The organism is Yoonia litorea (assembly GCF_900114675.1).
GTDB classification, from domain to species: Bacteria; Pseudomonadota; Alphaproteobacteria; order Rhodobacterales; family Rhodobacteraceae; genus Yoonia; species Yoonia litorea.
Genome location: NZ_FOZM01000001.1, coordinates 1434069 through 1449402, shown reverse-complemented (window position 1 = coordinate 1449402; position 15334 = coordinate 1434069). Strand labels below are relative to the sequence as shown.

At 57.9% G+C, this 15334-nt stretch carries 11 protein-coding genes and 3 tRNA genes; 10 read left to right on the top strand and 4 right to left on the bottom strand.

Annotated features, from left to right (window positions below; genetic code table 11):
* On the bottom strand, window positions 1-714 hold the full coding sequence (locus BM316_RS07485; protein WP_090205934.1) for an FkbM family methyltransferase: 714 nt from the start codon (window positions 712-714) through the stop codon (window positions 1-3).
* 170 nt (window positions 715-884) lie between these two features.
* Here BM316_RS07485 and BM316_RS07480 point away from each other — a divergent pair.
* From BM316_RS07480 to BM316_RS07465, 4 genes are all read left to right on the top strand, one after another.
* Window positions 885-960, top strand: a tRNA-Val gene (locus BM316_RS07480).
* 147 nt (window positions 961-1107) lie between these two features.
* Entirely contained in the window at window positions 1108-2046 is a 939-nt protein-coding gene (locus BM316_RS07475; RefSeq protein ID WP_090205932.1) for a pirin family protein, read from the top strand.
* Window positions 2047-2118: 72 nt separating this feature from the next.
* Window positions 2119-2195: transfer RNA gene (locus BM316_RS07470), tRNA-Asp, on the top strand.
* A 305-nt stretch (window positions 2196-2500) separates the two neighbouring features.
* Window positions 2501-2577, top strand: a tRNA-Asp gene (locus BM316_RS07465).
* A gap of 95 nt (window positions 2578-2672) precedes the next feature.
* Here BM316_RS07465 and BM316_RS07460 read toward each other — a convergent pair.
* The 3 genes from BM316_RS07460 to BM316_RS07450 form a co-directional block, all read right to left on the bottom strand.
* The gene (locus tag BM316_RS07460) at window positions 2673-3602 is read right to left on the bottom strand and encodes a type IV pili methyl-accepting chemotaxis transducer N-terminal domain-containing protein (RefSeq protein ID WP_165606552.1); all 930 of its coding nucleotides are present in this window, start codon (window positions 3600-3602) and stop codon (window positions 2673-2675) included.
* A 287-nt stretch (window positions 3603-3889) separates the two neighbouring features.
* Complete coding sequence (locus BM316_RS07455) at window positions 3890-4672, bottom strand: hypothetical protein (RefSeq protein WP_090205927.1); 783 nt, start codon at window positions 4670-4672, stop codon at window positions 3890-3892.
* Window positions 4673-4760: 88 nt separating this feature from the next.
* Window positions 4761-6134 (bottom strand): M20/M25/M40 family metallo-hydrolase, encoded by a 1374-nt coding sequence (locus BM316_RS07450; protein WP_090205925.1) that lies wholly within the window; start codon window positions 6132-6134, stop codon window positions 4761-4763.
* Between the two features lie 482 nt (window positions 6135-6616).
* On the opposite strand from BM316_RS07450, the gene hemA reads away from it, so the two are divergent.
* The 6 genes from hemA (at window position 6617) to BM316_RS07420 (ending at window position 15268) form a co-directional block, all read left to right on the top strand.
* Window positions 6617-7840 carry a 5-aminolevulinate synthase gene (gene hemA, locus BM316_RS07445; protein ID WP_090205922.1) on the top strand — a complete coding sequence of 408 codons (1224 nt, stop codon included), beginning with the start codon at window positions 6617-6619 and terminating at the stop codon, window positions 7838-7840.
* Between the two features lie 116 nt (window positions 7841-7956).
* Window positions 7957-9150: a helix-turn-helix domain-containing protein gene (locus BM316_RS07440; RefSeq protein WP_090205920.1), complete on the top strand. Its 1194-nt coding sequence runs from the start codon at window positions 7957-7959 to the stop codon at window positions 9148-9150.
* Window positions 9151-9230: 80 nt separating this feature from the next.
* On the top strand, window positions 9231-10358 hold the full coding sequence (gene ispG, locus BM316_RS07435; protein WP_090205917.1) for a flavodoxin-dependent (E)-4-hydroxy-3-methylbut-2-enyl-diphosphate synthase: 1128 nt from the start codon (window positions 9231-9233) through the stop codon (window positions 10356-10358).
* A gap of 22 nt (window positions 10359-10380) precedes the next feature.
* Window positions 10381-11523: a pyridoxal phosphate-dependent aminotransferase gene (locus BM316_RS07430; protein WP_090205916.1), complete on the top strand. Its 1143-nt coding sequence runs from the start codon at window positions 10381-10383 to the stop codon at window positions 11521-11523.
* Window positions 11523-12617, top strand: a complete 1095-nt coding sequence (locus BM316_RS07425; protein WP_090205913.1) for an N-acetylmuramoyl-L-alanine amidase — start codon at window positions 11523-11525, stop codon at window positions 12615-12617. Before BM316_RS07430 ends, BM316_RS07425 begins: the two co-directional genes overlap by 1 nt.
* Window positions 12618-12751: 134 nt before the next feature.
* Window positions 12752-15268, top strand: a complete 2517-nt coding sequence (locus tag BM316_RS07420) for a penicillin-binding protein 1A (protein ID WP_090205910.1) — start codon at window positions 12752-12754, stop codon at window positions 15266-15268.
* The last annotated feature ends 66 nt before the right edge of the window (window positions 15269-15334 follow it).

Here is a 15334-nt window from a genome sequence, read left to right as displayed (position 1 = left end):
CTAGCGCGGCGCCTCGACGCCTTCGGCAACAAATGCCCGCACTTCCATCCGGTGATGTGTTTGGCGTAACCCTTGGGCGTTCACGGCATCAATGCACGCCTTTACACCTTCTTTGCCATAGTGGTCAGGATGGAATTCGGCGATAATTGCCCGGACACCTGAGAGGTCTGCATGTGTCAGGAAATCAAGTTCTGCACCTTCGATATCCATGATCAGGACGTCAGGCCGAAACCGCGATTTCACGTCATCCCAGCCAATTGTTGCAATGTCGATTTTCGGGCGGTTGGGGCGGCCAACCTTGTAAACGGAGGAGCCGAGATATGACCCATGGATGTGAAAGCGCATACTGTCGGGCCGGTCGGGATTAGCAATCAGCAGCTTGTTTTCCACGGAAGCACGGGCGGAAAGTCCGTTGATTTGATAGAGCCGTTCGACGTGAGGGATCAGCTCGGGATTCGCCTCGAAGCTGAGAAGTTCGACTCCTTTCTTATGAAATGCAGTGAACCCTCCGACGAATCCCAGACCCGCGCCCATTTCCAAAACGCGATCAGATTCCCGCGTCAGTTTGGTGGCGAGTTTCCTTTCAGGGCGTTCGTATATCCCCTTCGCAATCCTCTTTACCATCTTTTCATTGAGAAATGGTGAATGTGGAACTTTAACACCCTCAAATTCAGCGCCGAGGTCGGTATCATTCTGGGCGCTGTCCTGTGGCATCTGGTGTCGTTCCGCGTGTTGAGGGGGATCTTGCTCGTGGAAATTGTCGGTTTCCTTACGCGTTGTCCATGGCTGGCGACAAACTTAAAGCGAGATCGCGAGTTCTTTTGGAAATTGATGAAAACAGCCGCTTGCATCGTCCAAAAACTTCGCCTAAACGATGCGCTGTCGGGTGATTAGCTCAGTTGGTAGAGCGCTTCGTTTACACCGAAGATGTCGGGAGTTCGAGTCTCTCATCACCCACCATTCCCTCCCTCATTTTTGTTTTTGCACATCGCCTGATGCTCTGCGGCTCATAGGTGCATTTGTGCACAGAATTTTCGGAAGCATGGGGAATGTTTCTTTTCTGCGCACAGGTTACATTGCGGTCAAATCAGGAAAAGGAGTGATCCAATGAGTTGGAATCCTGCACTAGACCCAGACTGCCCGACCGGCGATGACATTGACGCAATTGACACTGTGATCGTGCCGCGTGCGCGTGATCTGGGTGGATTTGAGGTGCGCCGCGCCTTGCCTGCGCCGCGGCGTCAGATGGTTGGGCCGTTTATCTTTTTTGACCAGATGGGCCCTGCCGAGTTTGTCACGGGGCAGGGGATTGATGTGCGGCCGCATCCGCATATCGGTCTGGCCACGGTCACTTACCTGCATCGCGGTTCGATCCATCACCGCGACAGTCTGGGCACCGATCAGTGGATCGAACCCGGCGCTGTCAACCTGATGATCGCAGGTCACGGCATTACCCATTCCGAGCGTATGGATGGTGCTGCGCGCGAGAAACCGCAGAGCCTTTTCGGCATCCAGAGCTGGATTGCCCTGCCCAAAGGTGCCGAAGACCGCGCGGCCGATTTCATCCATGCGCCAAAAGCCGATCTGCCGATGCTGGAAGGTGAAGGCAAGCAGGTGCGATTGATCATGGGCGAGGCCTATGGCGAGCGTGCACCTGTCGAAACCCCGTCAGAGATGTTCTATCTTGATGCGCTGCTTGAGGCCGGAGCCAAGCTGCCATTGCCCGACAATCACGAGGACCGTGGTGCTTATGTGCTTGAAGGTGAAGTGGAAATTGCAGGGCAGACGTTCGATGCCGGAAAGATGATGGTGTTCCGTCCTGGCGACCGTGTGAGCATGAGGGCCGGTGCAAATGGCGCGCGCGTGATGCTGCTTGGCGGGGCCACAATGGAAGGTGACCGTTATATCTGGTGGAACTTCGTGGCCTCCAGCAAGGAGCGGATCGAAGAGGCCAAGGAGGCATGGCGCGCCGGCGATTGGCAAAACGGGCGCTTCCAATTGCCGCCCGGTGACGATGCGGAATTTATTCCGCTGCCAGAGCGTTAAGCCTGCTTGACGGCGTCGCGCCGTCCTCATAGAAGCGCATCATTCGGGCGTCAGTCCGGATGATGCAGATGCGCGGTTGTAGCTCAGTTGGTTAGAGTACCGGCCTGTCACGCCGGGGGTCGCGGGTTCGAGCCCCGTCAACCGCGCCACTGCTTTCCCCCGATCACGAGACATGACGCAACGGGTCCGGCAGCATATGCGCTGGATGTTTGTGCAATCGTGGTAAACGCCAATTTTTACGGGTCACAGCCCGTGCACCGGCGGTGCACCATGCGTACACAGATTGTACACGGCCCGTGCATACACCCGCCCAAAGGCGACGTGGTTAACGCACCGTGCGGGTCAAATCCTGACCACATCGTTAGCGCCATCCGGCCGCGTCAGAGAAAAACATCCGGAACGTCGTTTTTGTCGTTGACGCTTCCTAACGTGATGAGTATTCCGCACGTCACGCGCGGTTGTAGCTCAGTTGGTTAGAGTACCGGCCTGTCACGCCGGGGGTCGCGGGTTCGAGCCCCGTCAACCGCGCCATTTCACCAAAGCTCGTATCTCGTTGGTCAGGCGCCCGTCCGGTTGCCAAGGTCATTGGACCAAGCTGCGCGCGGGCACAGCTTGATCAATGTTTTTCACAAAAGCCGTTCGGCGTGTTCGCGGTAATGCGTCAGAAGCAATTTCAGCTCGGCAAGTTCCACCTGAAATTCGTGGAAGACGAGCGCTTTTTGTTCCTCGCTGAGGACTGCTCCATCGAGTTGCGCTTGCAGGTTGGCCTCAATCACCGACCAGCGTGACAAAAGCCCGTCAAGATCCTCTGCGATGACGTCGTTGGGTGCCGGCGCAATCCCTGCGGCAGGGAGGCCGTGGCGCAATGCCTCAAGTGAGGCCCCGAAGATTTGCATTGTTGCTGCGAGGTCTTCTGCAGCGGCCTCTGCGTTGTAGCCTGTCCAGATTTCAAAGCTGTCCTTGGCCATCTTCTGCGTAAGCATCAGTTGCCGCCCTGCCAATTCGATCATCATCGAGTCGCGGGCAGAAACCTGAAAGGGATTGGTGTAGTGGCCACGTACATCACTGGCCAACTGGTTCGTCAATTCCAGCAGCTTGAGGTTGTGGTCGTCGACAAAATGTGCGCTTTCGATATCGGTCGGGTCGGCGAGGACCGCAAGCACGGCCTCGGCGACAAGCGCCCATTCGGCCTCGACTTCATCAATGTCGTGCAGGATCTTGCGGTCGGTCTCGGCCACCAGCGTCCCCAGTTCTGGATCGCCATACCGCAGCGCCGCGATGTAGCGGTCGAAATCCTGCTTTGCCTGGTGCAAGACCGCTTCGCCCTCTTCCGGCACGACACCTGACGTCAGGGTGCAGGTGGCCGCCGCCAGTTGTTGCGAGAGTGTGCGCAGCCGACTGACAAGCTCCAGCCGTTCAGAGGCATCAGACGCAAGAGCGACTTCGGTCAGAACGTTTAGGTCGCTGTTTGCGGACTGTTGCGCGAATGTTGGCGTGGTGATGAGAAGGGAACCGGAAACAAGGGCCGTCGCCAAGGACCCCGAAACTCGTAACACTCTTAAGCGCATAAATGACATTGCTACCTCGGAATGTTGTCTGTGGTTATTGAGTCCTACGGCTGCATGTCGATTCTAAGGCGCGAAGCTGGCAAAAATGTTTAGTGGGGCAAATCTTACCAATCGTGTTTTTCGGTTGGAGAAGTCAGGCGAGGCAGCCTCCGTTTTGCGCACAATGCAGTAGCTGATGCTGATAGAAGCAGCGCTTTGGTCGTTGACCGGAAAAGTCTGCGGACATGTCGAAGCCAGACATCGGTAGGAGCGTTCTGCCGTTCTCAGAGCGCTTGCTATGCAATCATTTCGTCCGTGATCGTTATGAACTTTGCTCTGTTGTCCCGGTGCACATCCGCAAGAACCGTTTCTTCGTCGTTGGGGTATACTTCGGTCAGGGCGGTTTTGAAGGCGGCGTCGTAGGTCTGGTTGAGCCAGTCAATCGCCGCAGTTTGTCCCAGCAGGCAGCTTGCATTCAGGGGCAGGCGGGTGCCGTTCTTTTTCATCGGGCTGCGGTAGTGATAGATCGCGTCGTCGCGGGCGGCGTCGATGAGGTTGAAATTCCATGCCTCGCGCTTGCCCACGAACCTCGCAATCGAGAAATCAATCCAGGCAAATGTCGAGGTTTCAAAGACATTCGCCTTCGCGATCTCGTCCAAGAGGGCGATCTTACTGTGCCAGATGCCAAAAACCTTCTCGAAAGTTTCGCGGCTCGTCCCTTTGAGATCGCGCAGGTAGTGAATGATCCCCTTGTCGCCGCTCCGCTTGCTGGCATTGTCTGGCAGCGCTTCTCCGAAGGCGACGGAGAGGTCGTAAAGCTTTGGCATCAAAGGGTATTTGGGCAGGTCCACAACTGCGCGGGTGATGACGTGGAGCCTGACATCGTGTTTTTCGGCAAATGCGGTGGTTGCGGCGATGGTATCGGGGCAGTCCGACATAAACACCAGATTGCCGCCACTGATCAGCGCGATGCTTTTCTCGTGCAACTGGCGATAGTAGCGCAGTGACCGCTTCGGATTATCCTCTGTGGGCCAATAGCCCATCAGATACGTGCGATCTTGCAGAAGAGGTGACGTCATGGGGCGGTGCCGGAGACTGCTGAATTTGATTGCCGGGATGCGACAGGAACGGGCCGGTCAGATGCCGGCCCGCCCGTTTCGACGCGGGTCAGCCCGTCATTCCGTCGAGGATGCGCACCCAGCTTCTGATGCCCTTGTGGAACGATGACAGGTCGTATTTCTCGTTTGGAGAATGGATCTGGTCGTCGTCCTTGCCGAAGCCGATCAGCATCGCGTCCATGTCGAGGATATCCTTGAAGTATCCCGCGATCGGGATTGACCCGCCGCAGCCGACATAAGCGGCCGCATTGGGCCATTCATCGGAAAGCGCCTGCCGTGCCTGATCAAAGGCGGGGTGGGTTGTTGTCATTTGTCCTGCGGGGCTGGCGCCATGCTCTGCCCAGGCCACGCTACAGTCGGCGGGGATCATGTCTTCCACCATTTTGCGGAAATTCTCGCGGATGGCGTGGGGGTCTTGGGTGCCGACAAGGCGGAAGCTGATCTTGGCAGAGGCTTTGGACGGCAGGACCGTCTTGAAGCCGTCGCCGGTGTAGCCTGAGGTCATCCCGTTGACCTCGCAGGTGGGGCGCGACCAGATCATCTCGAGCGGGCGGCGGCCCTCTTCGCCCGCAGGGATCGAGAGACCGACTTCACCCAGGAATGCTTTTTCGTCGAACCTCAGGTCGTCCCAGGCGGCGGCGAGTTCGTTCGAAAGCTCTGGCACACCCTCGTAGAAATCAGGGATGGTGATCCGGCCTGTGTCGTCGTGAAGCGCTGCGATCACTTTGGCCAGAACGCGGGCGGGGTTCATCGCCAGCCCGCCATACATGCCAGAGTGCAGGTCCTTGTCGGGGCCTGTGATCGTCAATTCCTCGCCCAGCAGCCCGCGCAATTGAGTGACGATTGACGGTGTCTTTTCGTCGTAAAGACCGGTGTCGCAGATCAGTGCGATGTCGGCTGTCAGCTCGTCGCGGTTTTCCTCCATAAAGGGAGTAAGCGAAGGCGAACCGGATTCCTCTTCGCCTTCAAAGAACATGGTGATCTTGCAGGGCAGGGTGCCATGCACCGCCTTCCATGCGCGGCAGGCCTCGACGAATGTCATGAGCTGCCCCTTGTCGTCGGACGACCCGCGGCCACGAATGACCTTGCCTGCAGGCGTTTCTTCGATCTGGGGATCGAAGGGGTCATTGTCCCACAAATTCAGCGGATCAACGGGCTGCACATCGTAATGCCCGTAAAACAGGACATGCGGGCCTTCGCCGTCGTAGTGGGCCACGACCATCGGGTGTCCCGGCGTGGGGCGTTTGCTGGCGTCAAAGCCGATGCTTTGCAAGTCCGCCACAAGCCAGTCGGCCGCTTTGTCGCAATCGCCCTTGTAGGCAGGATCGGTCGAAATCGACGGGATCCGCAAAAGGGCCAGAAGGCGGTCGAGCGCCTCGTCTAGATTTTCGTCAACACGGGCGAGTACGGGATCAAGGGTCATGGGGCCTACCTGCTGAGGGTGATATTCAGGGCTGAAGGTTGTCCGCTTTGCCGCCAGCGTCAAGCAGGTCGCCCGCTGGATCCACCTGGAAACGAATGAATAGGCTGACCGCAGCGGGAAATTGCAGGACCGTAAGGCTTTCGGGGCATCTTGCAGCCTCACGACGGGTGGTGTCGCAGCAGATCGCGTGCTGTGTCCGCTATCGTGACGGTGATCAGTGACGCGTCCACGCGTGGTGCTGACCTTCGGTGATCCCAAAGACTTGGCCCTTGTACGCCATCTCTGGCGGCTGACGTGCCGTTGAGGGCGGCATTTCTTGATGCAAATCAATGAAGCCTGACGCTACATCCAGCACTTATGATTCCGAGAAGGGGCGACACTTTGTTACGGGTTGTCGGAGCATCGCGCGCCCTATATGACGCTTAGAACGATTCAAAAGGCGACAAGACCCGCCTGATGAGACGAAGACGAAGGACGAATCTGTGGATTATAACGCCCAGCTCGACAACGCGATTGCACGTTTGCACGATGAAGGACGCTATCGGACATTCATCGATATTGAACGGACGCGTGGTCAGTTTCCACACGCAACATGGCGCAAGCCGGATGGATCGGAAGCACCGGTCACCGTCTGGTGCGGCAACGACTATCTTGGCATGGGGCAGCATCCCGTCGTGCTGGCGGCCATGCATGAGGCCATTGACGCCACAGGTGCTGGCTCTGGCGGGACACGCAATATTTCGGGCACGACGGTCTATCACAAGCAGCTTGAAGCCGAGCTGGCCGACCTGCACCGCAAGGAAGCGGCCCTGCTTTTCACGTCCGCCTATATTGCGAATGATGCAACTTTAAGCACTTTGCCTAAGCTGTTTCCCGGTCTGATCATCTATTCCGATGCGCTCAACCATGCATCCATGATCGAAGGCGTGCGCCGGAACGGTGGGGCGAAACGCATTTTCCGTCACAACGATGTGGCGCATCTGCGCGAGTTGATGGCGGCTGACGATCCGGCCGCGCCAAAGCTGATCGCGTTTGAGTCGGTCTATTCGATGGACGGTGACTTTGGCCCGATTGAAGCGATCTGTGATCTTGCTGACGAGTTCGGCGCGCTGACCTATATCGACGAAGTGCACGCTGTCGGCATGTATGGCCCACGCGGGGCAGGTGTTGCTGAACGCGATGGCCTGATGGGTCGCATTGATATCATCAATGGCACGCTGGCCAAGGCCTATGGTGTCATGGGTGGCTATATCGCGGCATCTGCGAAAATGTGTGATGCCATAAGATCTTATGCGCCGGGGTTCATCTTTACGACTTCGCTACCGCCTGCGGTTGCGGCTGGTGCAGCTGCGTCGGTCAAGCATCTCAAGACAGATCAGGCCCTGCGCGAACGTCATCAGACACAAGCGAAAATCTTGAAGCTGCGCCTGAAGGGGCTGGGCCTGCCGATCATTGACCACGGCAGCCATATCGTGCCTTTGATCGTCGGTGATCCTGTGCACACAAAGAAGCTGTCGGATATGCTTCTGGCCGATTTCGGCATCTACGTACAGCCGATCAACTTCCCCACCGTGCCGCGCGGCACCGAGCGTTTGCGCTTCACACCGTCGCCGGTTCACGGCCCGCGCGAGATTGATGCACTGGTTGGCGCGCTCGATGGGCTGTGGTCGCACTGTGCGCTGAATCGTGCTGACTTGGCGGGATAAAACCTTTTCTGCCTGTGCATAACTCGTTGCTGCGTGTTAATACTGGTGAAAGCGTTCGGAAATTGTTGATTCGTGACTGGTCGGGCGCTTAGGGGCAGAAAGCGACGGGACAGTCGATGATAGGCAAAGCCTTCAAACGCGCGCAGGCGGAGGGTGAAATCGTCACCAAAGGGTTTGACGATTACGAGGTTCGTCTTGGCGATGTGATGCGCGGTGAACGCGCAACAATGGGCAAGAGCCTGCTTGATGTGCAGCGCGAGTTAAAAATCAAAGCGGCCTATATCGCAGCGATTGAAAACGCCGACCCGAGTGCATTCGATACACCAGGCTTTATTGCCGGTTATGTCCGGTCCTATGCCCGCTATCTCAATATGAATCCTGACGAGGCCTTTGCGGCCTTCTGTGCGGAAAGTGGCTTTACCACATCGCACGGCATGTCCTCGGAAGCATCGCCGCGCAAGCCCAAAGGGTATGATCCATCCACGGCGCCGTTGGGCAAGGATATTTTCAAGTCTTCCGCGACACCGTTCATCCCGGCCAATGAAGCCGTGTTTTCAGGCATCGAGCCGCGCGCCATCGGGTCTTCACTGGTGCTTTTGGCACTGATTGGCGGATTGGGCTACGGCGGTTGGACCGTTCTGCAAGAGGTCCAGAAGGTGCAGTTTGCGCCGGTTGATCAGACACCGGCTGTGGTGTCAGAGCTTGATCCTTTGGCAGGGGCGACAAATGCGATTGCGCCTCAGGATGCATTGGCCGACCTGCAGACACCATCCTTCGAGGCGCTTGACCGGCTATATCGTCCGCAGGCGCTCGATGTGCCTGTGCTTGTCGCCCGTGATGCGCCGATTTCGACACTGTCGCCGTCAAACATCGGGGCCTTGGCCCCGACATTGAGCGAACCGGAAGCGCCTGTGCTGGCACAGATCGAACAGACCGCACCCGAGGTGCTGACACCTCAGGTTGTCGAGCCTCCGATCCCTGAGGTGCAACTGGTTGCGGTGCGCCCTGCGTGGGTGCGCGTGCAATCGGCGGACGGCACAATCATCTTTGAAGGTGTGATGGAGCCGGGCCAGAACTTTGTCGTTCCCACCACCGAAGAGCCAGCCCGTTTGCGCGTTGGCGAGAGCGGGGCGATGTATTTCGCCGTGAACGGCCAGCATTATGGCCCTGTCGGGCAGCCCGGTGTGGTGACCTCGAATGTTGATCTGAGCGCGGTCAGCCTGACCGAAACCTATCAGATTGCCGATCTGGACGCCGACAATGACCTTGCCCAGATCGTGAACGTCGCAGAAGTGACCACAGACCCGTAATCGCCGAGAGCTTGGCCTTGCTGAGAGGGCGCGCGCAGCCTAGGTTGCGTGTCAACGACCCCGCATAAGAAAGCGAGCCGATGTCCCTCAATCACATTCGTCCGTGGCGCAACATTTACCGCCGCAAGTCCAGACAGATCATGGTTGGCAATGTCGCCGTAGGTGGCGATGCCCCGATTTCGGTCCAGACCATGACGAACACGCTGACGACGGATGTGAAGGCGACGATTGAACAGGTCAACGCGGCTGCCGAGGCGGGGGCCGATATTGTCAGGATTTCAGTCCCTGACGAGGCATCAAGTGCAGCGCTCAAGCAGATCATCCCCGAGGTCAGCGTACCGATCGTCGCGGATATCCATTTTCATTACAAACGCGGGATCGAAGCGGCAGAAGCCGGCGCGTCCTGTCTGCGTATCAACCCGGGCAACATTGGTGATGAAACCCGTGTGAAAGAGGTGATCAAAGCCGCGCGCGACTACAATTGCTCGATCCGGATCGGCGTCAACGCAGGGTCGCTGGAAAAGCATCTGCTTGAAAAATACGGAGAGCCTTGCCCTGACGCCATGGTTGAAAGCGGCATGGATCACATCAAGATCCTGCAGGATAATGATTTCCACGAATTCAAGATTTCCTGCAAAGCCTCTGACGTGTTCATGGCAGCGGCAGCTTATCAGCAGCTTGCTGATGTGACCGATGCGCCGATCCATCTCGGCATTACAGAGGCCGGTGGCTTGATGTCAGGCACGATCAAATCGGCGATTGGTCTGGGCAATCTGCTTTGGATGGGCATTGGCGATACAATCCGTGTCAGCCTTTCGGCTGATCCGGTCGAAGAGGTGAAGGTCGGATACGAAATCCTCAAATCGCTCGGCCTGCGCCATCGCGGTGTGAACATCATTTCCTGCCCGTCCTGTGCGCGGCAGGGGTTTGACGTCATCAAGACGGTTGAGGCACTCGAAAAGCGGTTGGAGCACATCAAGACGCCCATGTCGCTGTCGATTATCGGCTGTGTGGTCAACGGGCCTGGAGAGGCGCTGATGACAGATGTGGGCTTCACCGGTGGCGGGGCAGGGTCCGGCATGGTCTATCTGGCGGGCAAGCAAAGCCACAAACAGTCCAACGAGAATATGATCGACCACATTGTCGAACAGGTCGAAAGGAAAGCCGCCGAGCTTGAGGCCGAACGCGCCAAAGCCGCTGCCGAATAAGACCAATCAGGAAAGGCCCGTCATGCGCCAGTCAAAGCGGGGCGATGTTGATCCCTTTATCGTGATGGATGTGATGGAGGCTGCGCGCCAGGCGGAAGAAGCGGGCCGTCACATCATCCACATGGAGGTCGGTCAGCCGGGCACCGGGGCACCTGAGGCAGCAAAGCAAAAGCTGATCGGTGATATGGCGACGCCGCTGGGATATACCGTGGCGCTTGGGTTGCCTGAGCTGCGGCAGCGGATCGCGCAGCATTATGGCGATTGGTATAACGTTGATCTGGACCCGCGCCGAGTGGTCGTGACCAGCGGTGCCTCGGGTGCGTTTCTCCTGGCGTTTTCGGCGCTTTTTGACAACGATGCGCGTGTGGGTTTGGGGACACCTTGCTATCCGTCATATCGTCAAATCCTGAAGGCTGTTGGCCTAACGCCAGTTGATATCAAGACCAGTTTGGAAAACCGTTTTCAGCCGCGTCCCGAAGATGTGGCATCCAATGACCTCGACGGGCTGATTGTCGCCTCGCCTGCCAACCCGACCGGCACAATGCTTGGCAACGCGGCACTTTCAGATCTGGCAGCGGCTTGTCAGGCGCATGGTGCTGCATTTGTGTCCGACGAAATCTATCATGGTGTCGATTATGACGTCGCGCCGGTCTCGGCCTTGCAGGTCACGGATGAGGCCTATGTCGTCAATTCCTTCTCGAAGTATTTCTCGATGACGGGGTGGCGCGTCGGCTGGATGGTGGTGCCGGAGGATCACGTTCGGCAGGTTGAACGCTTGGCGCAGAATATGTTTATCTGCGCGCCCCACGCAGCACAGCGCCTAGCATTTCATGCGATGGACTGCGGCGCGGAGCTGGATGCGTTCAAGGAGGTCTATAAGGCCAATCGTGATTTGATGATTGAAGGTCTCAAAGCGGCCGGGCTGGGTAAATTCGCGCCGCCTGACGGGGCCTTCTATGTCTATGTTGATGTGTCTGACTATACCGATGATGCGTTGAGCTTTGCTGCGGAAATCCTTGAAAAGGTTGGCGTTGCTGTCACACCGGGTCTCGACTTTGATAGCCGTCGCGGCCATCACTGGCTGCGGTTTTCCTATGCGCGCAGCACCGCAGATATCACCGAAGGGCTGGAGCGGCTGGCGGCCTTCATGAAAGAGCGCGGCTGATGTTGCGTCTGGCCTTTTTGCTGGTGTGGCTGGGGGTGGCGGCGGCAGCACAAGGCACGACGGCGCTGCGCGACCTGACCATCACCGAGACGCGGGGTGGCGTCACCATGACAGTGGCGATGTCCCAGATTGCACCCTATCGCGTCTTTACGCTGGACGCACCACGCCGCGTGGTTCTGGATATTCAGGGCGCCCCGGTGGATGTGCTCCAGACTGACCCTGCGGCTGACGGGATCACATCAGTGCAGGTTGCGGCCCTGCGACCCGGCTGGACGCGGATCATTGCAGAGCTTGCAAGTCCGTTGGCCATCGAAACCGCCGGTCTGCGTCGTGAGGGTGATCGCGCGGTGCTGACATTGGCACTGCGCGAGAGCGATGAGGCGTCTTTTGCCGCGGCGGCGGGTGCTCCGCTTGATCCTGACTGGCAGGCCACCGCAGAATTTGACCCTGATGTTGCCGCGGCGGCGGCATTGGCGGCTGACTTTGTCATCGTCCTTGATCCGGCCCATGGGGGCCGTGACAGCGGCGTCGTGGGCGGCGGCATCAAAGAGGCTGATCTGGCCCTGATCATGGCTGAGGAACTGGCCTTCAGGCTCAACGCGATTTCGGGTGTGGCGGCAATCTCAACCAGACGCAGCGACGAGACCGTCAGCGCGACAGAGCGGCTGCAACGCGCGCGCGATCTTGCGCCTGATTTGCTGATCTCATTTGAGGCCAGCTTTGGTGACGGTGAGGGTGTTCGTGTTCTGACACGCCCTGATAATGCTGCGTCTGATACGTCTGCTTTGCAGGAGGGTACGCTGTCAGGCGTTGCGACTGTCCTGAATGATCTGTCTGTAGCGGAAACGCTGCCAGAGGCGCGCCGGATCGCGGATGCCTTTGCCGCGAGCATGGCCAGAACGGGCGTGCCTGTGTTGCGGGATGGTCGTGGCGAAGCGACCTCGCCACTCTTGCGGGCGCCTGATTTTCCTGCGGTGATTGTGTCGTTCGGTGATCTGGCCAATCCCGATTTGCGGGCCTTTCTTGCGGCACCCGAAGGACGCAACGCCATTGGGCGCGCGATCGCGGAAACGGTTTTGCTTTTGGCGCGTTAGGCTGACGTCCAATTCAAGCGAACGTGAAGCTGACGGAGCGAAACGACGCTGACGCGGGCGATATGGCCTTTTGACCGTCCGGTTGGAGAGGCCTATAAGAAAGGTCTGTTGAACTCAGCGATTGGTACCCATTCGTGCTACGTTTTATCCTGTCATTCTTTGGTGGCATCTTCTCATTGCTCTTTCTTGGCCTGCTGATGGCGGGCATCGGGCTTGGCGGCGTGCTTTATCTCTATGGGCGTGATCTGCCCAGCTATGAGACATTGGCGCAATATACCCCCAAGACCATCAGCCGGATTTATTCCGGCGAAGGGCAGATCATCGACGAATTCGCGGTTGAGCGTCGTCTGTTTACACCTGCTGAGGAAATCCCCGATATCGTCAAGCAGGCGTTCATTTCGGCCGAGGACAAGAATTTCTACGAGCATCAGGGTTATGATGCGATGGGGATGGTCTCTGCTTTCGTGGATGCGGTTCAGTCGCGAGGTGAAAACCTGCGCGGGGCCTCGACGATCACACAGCAGGTGATGAAGAACTTCCTGCTTGATGGATCGGTGTCGGTCGAACGGAAGCTGAAAGAGATCATTCTGGCCACGCGCATCGAAGGCACGATGTCGAAAGAACGTATCCTTGAGCTTTACCTTAATGAGATTTTTCTGGGCCAGAACAGCTATGGCGTGACTGCCGCGGCGCTGACCTATTTCAACAAATCCCTTTCCGAACTCACACCCGGCGAGGCCGCCTATCTTGCCTCGCTACCGAAATCCCCGTCCAACCGCCATCCGGTCCGCGACCGCGATACGGCGATTTTCTGGCGCAACAACACGCTGCGCGAGATGTTTGAAAACGGCTATATCGACGCGGAAACCTATGAGCGTGAGCGCAACGGCCCACTGCTGACAGTGCAGGGCGGGGATTATGCAGACTTCCGCGAAGAACTGCCTGACCGGGATTACTTTACTGACGAAATCCGACGCCAGTTGAGCCAAAACTTTGGCGAGGAGGAATTCTTCTCAGGTGGTCTGTCGATCCGCGCCACGATTGACCCTGATTTGCAGAAGACTGCTGCCCATTCCTTGCAGCAGGCGCTGGAGCAGTATGACCGCGAACAACAGATCTGGCGCGGCACCGGTGAAACATTGCCGGAGAACGTGCTGTCTGAAGAGACGCTTTGGCGCGCTGCGCTGTCAGAGGTCAACGTGCCACGCAACATTGATCTGGGCGGGCAATGGTACCCTGCGGTCATTCTTGATGTGGCCGAGAATACGCTGACCATCGGCATTGAGGGTGTCGAGGAAACCGAGGCGGAACCCTTCGTTGTCCCACGCGAGGATATCCAGTGGACGGTCGGTGACTTCTTTGAAAACTTCGATCCCGGTGACGTGGTGCACGTCCGCCGGTTGCTGAATGACGAAGGCAATTTCGTCCGCTGGACTTTGCGACAGGTGCCCGAAGTGCAGGGCGCCTTTATGGCGATGGACGTGAACACCGGACGTGTGCTTTCGATGCAGGGCGGCTTCAGCTATGAGCAGTCTGTGTTTAACCGCGCGACGCAAGCGCAGCGGCAGCCGGGCTCATCCTTCAAGCCATTTGTCTATGCGGCGGCGCTCGATAGCGGGTATTCCCCTGCGACGATCATTGTCGATGCCCCGATTGAAATTAACACGCCACAGGGCACATGGCGGCCGCGCAACGCGTCGAACCAGTTTTACGGTCCGACACCGATGCGCACCGGGATCGAGCAGTCGCGGAACCTGATGACGATCCGGCTGGCGCAAGAGGTCGGGATTGACACGATCGGGCGCTATGCGGAACGCTTTGGTGTTTATGATGATATGACACCGGTTCTTGCGGCATCACTGGGCTCAAACGAAACCACGCTTTTCAAGATGGTCGCGGCCTATGCGATGTTTGCAAATGGCGGTGAACGGGTAGAGCCAACCTTGGTGGACCGCGTACAGGACCGCTATGGCAATACGCTTTACCGCCATGACCAGCGCGATTGTCTTGATTGCGACGAACTTGCGCTTCCTGCTGGTGAGGCACCGCGCATCATCACCAATCGCAGCCGCGTCATGAACGAGATCACGGCCTACCAGCTGACGTCGATGATGCGGGGCGTTGTGGATCGCGGCACGGCAAGCCGCACAGTGAACCTATCCGTGCCTATTGCGGGCAAGACTGGGACGACAAACGACGCCAAGGACGTCTGGTTCATCGGTTTCTCATCCAACATCGTAGCGGGCTGCTACATCGGGTTTGATACGCCAGAGCCTCTTGGCCGTGGTGCCTCGGGTGGGGGCTATTGCGGGCCTGTCTTCACGCGCTTCATGGAAGAGGCAATCGAGAAATACGGCTCAGGACCCTTCCGCGTCCCTCAGGATTGCCAATTCATCAACATCGACCGCTTTACCGGTGGACGCCTGCCTGATGGCGTGGGTGGCGACAATGTGGTGCGCGAATGCTTCCGTCCGGGTGAAGAGCCGCTCTTTGGCATCATGTTCGATGGTGGATTTGCGATGGGGGCTGATCTGCCGCTTTTCGAGGAAGCGGACTCGCAGCGTCGTCAGGTGACCACATCGACAGGTGAACGGGTCACCGTCGGGGATCGCGCCACCTTTGGTGAACTGTCGTCGGGTGGTCTTTACTGACCCCGCTTGTGGCTGTCGAAAGCGGGCTGTAAGACAGCTTTCACGCAATGACAAAGCAGACAAGGG

Bases quoted from the DNA above. Each gene is read 5' to 3' on its own strand.
- BM316_RS07485 (WP_090205934.1), bottom strand. From the start codon at position 714: ATGCCACAGGACAGCGCCCAGAATGATACCGACCTCGGCGCTGAATTT.
- BM316_RS07475 (WP_090205932.1), top strand. From the start codon at position 1,108: ATGAGTTGGAATCCTGCACTAGACCCAGACTGCCCGACCGGCGATGAC.
- BM316_RS07455 (WP_090205927.1), bottom strand. From the start codon at position 4,672: ATGACGTCACCTCTTCTGCAAGATCGCACGTATCTGATGGGCTATTGG.
- BM316_RS07450 (WP_090205925.1), bottom strand. From the start codon at position 6,134: ATGACCCTTGATCCCGTACTCGCCCGTGTTGACGAAAATCTAGACGAG.
- BM316_RS07440 (WP_090205920.1), top strand. From the start codon at position 7,957: ATGATAGGCAAAGCCTTCAAACGCGCGCAGGCGGAGGGTGAAATCGTC.
- ispG (WP_090205917.1), top strand. From the start codon at position 9,231: ATGTCCCTCAATCACATTCGTCCGTGGCGCAACATTTACCGCCGCAAG.
- BM316_RS07430 (WP_090205916.1), top strand. From the start codon at position 10,381: ATGCGCCAGTCAAAGCGGGGCGATGTTGATCCCTTTATCGTGATGGAT.
- BM316_RS07425 (WP_090205913.1), top strand. From the start codon at position 11,523: ATGTTGCGTCTGGCCTTTTTGCTGGTGTGGCTGGGGGTGGCGGCGGCA.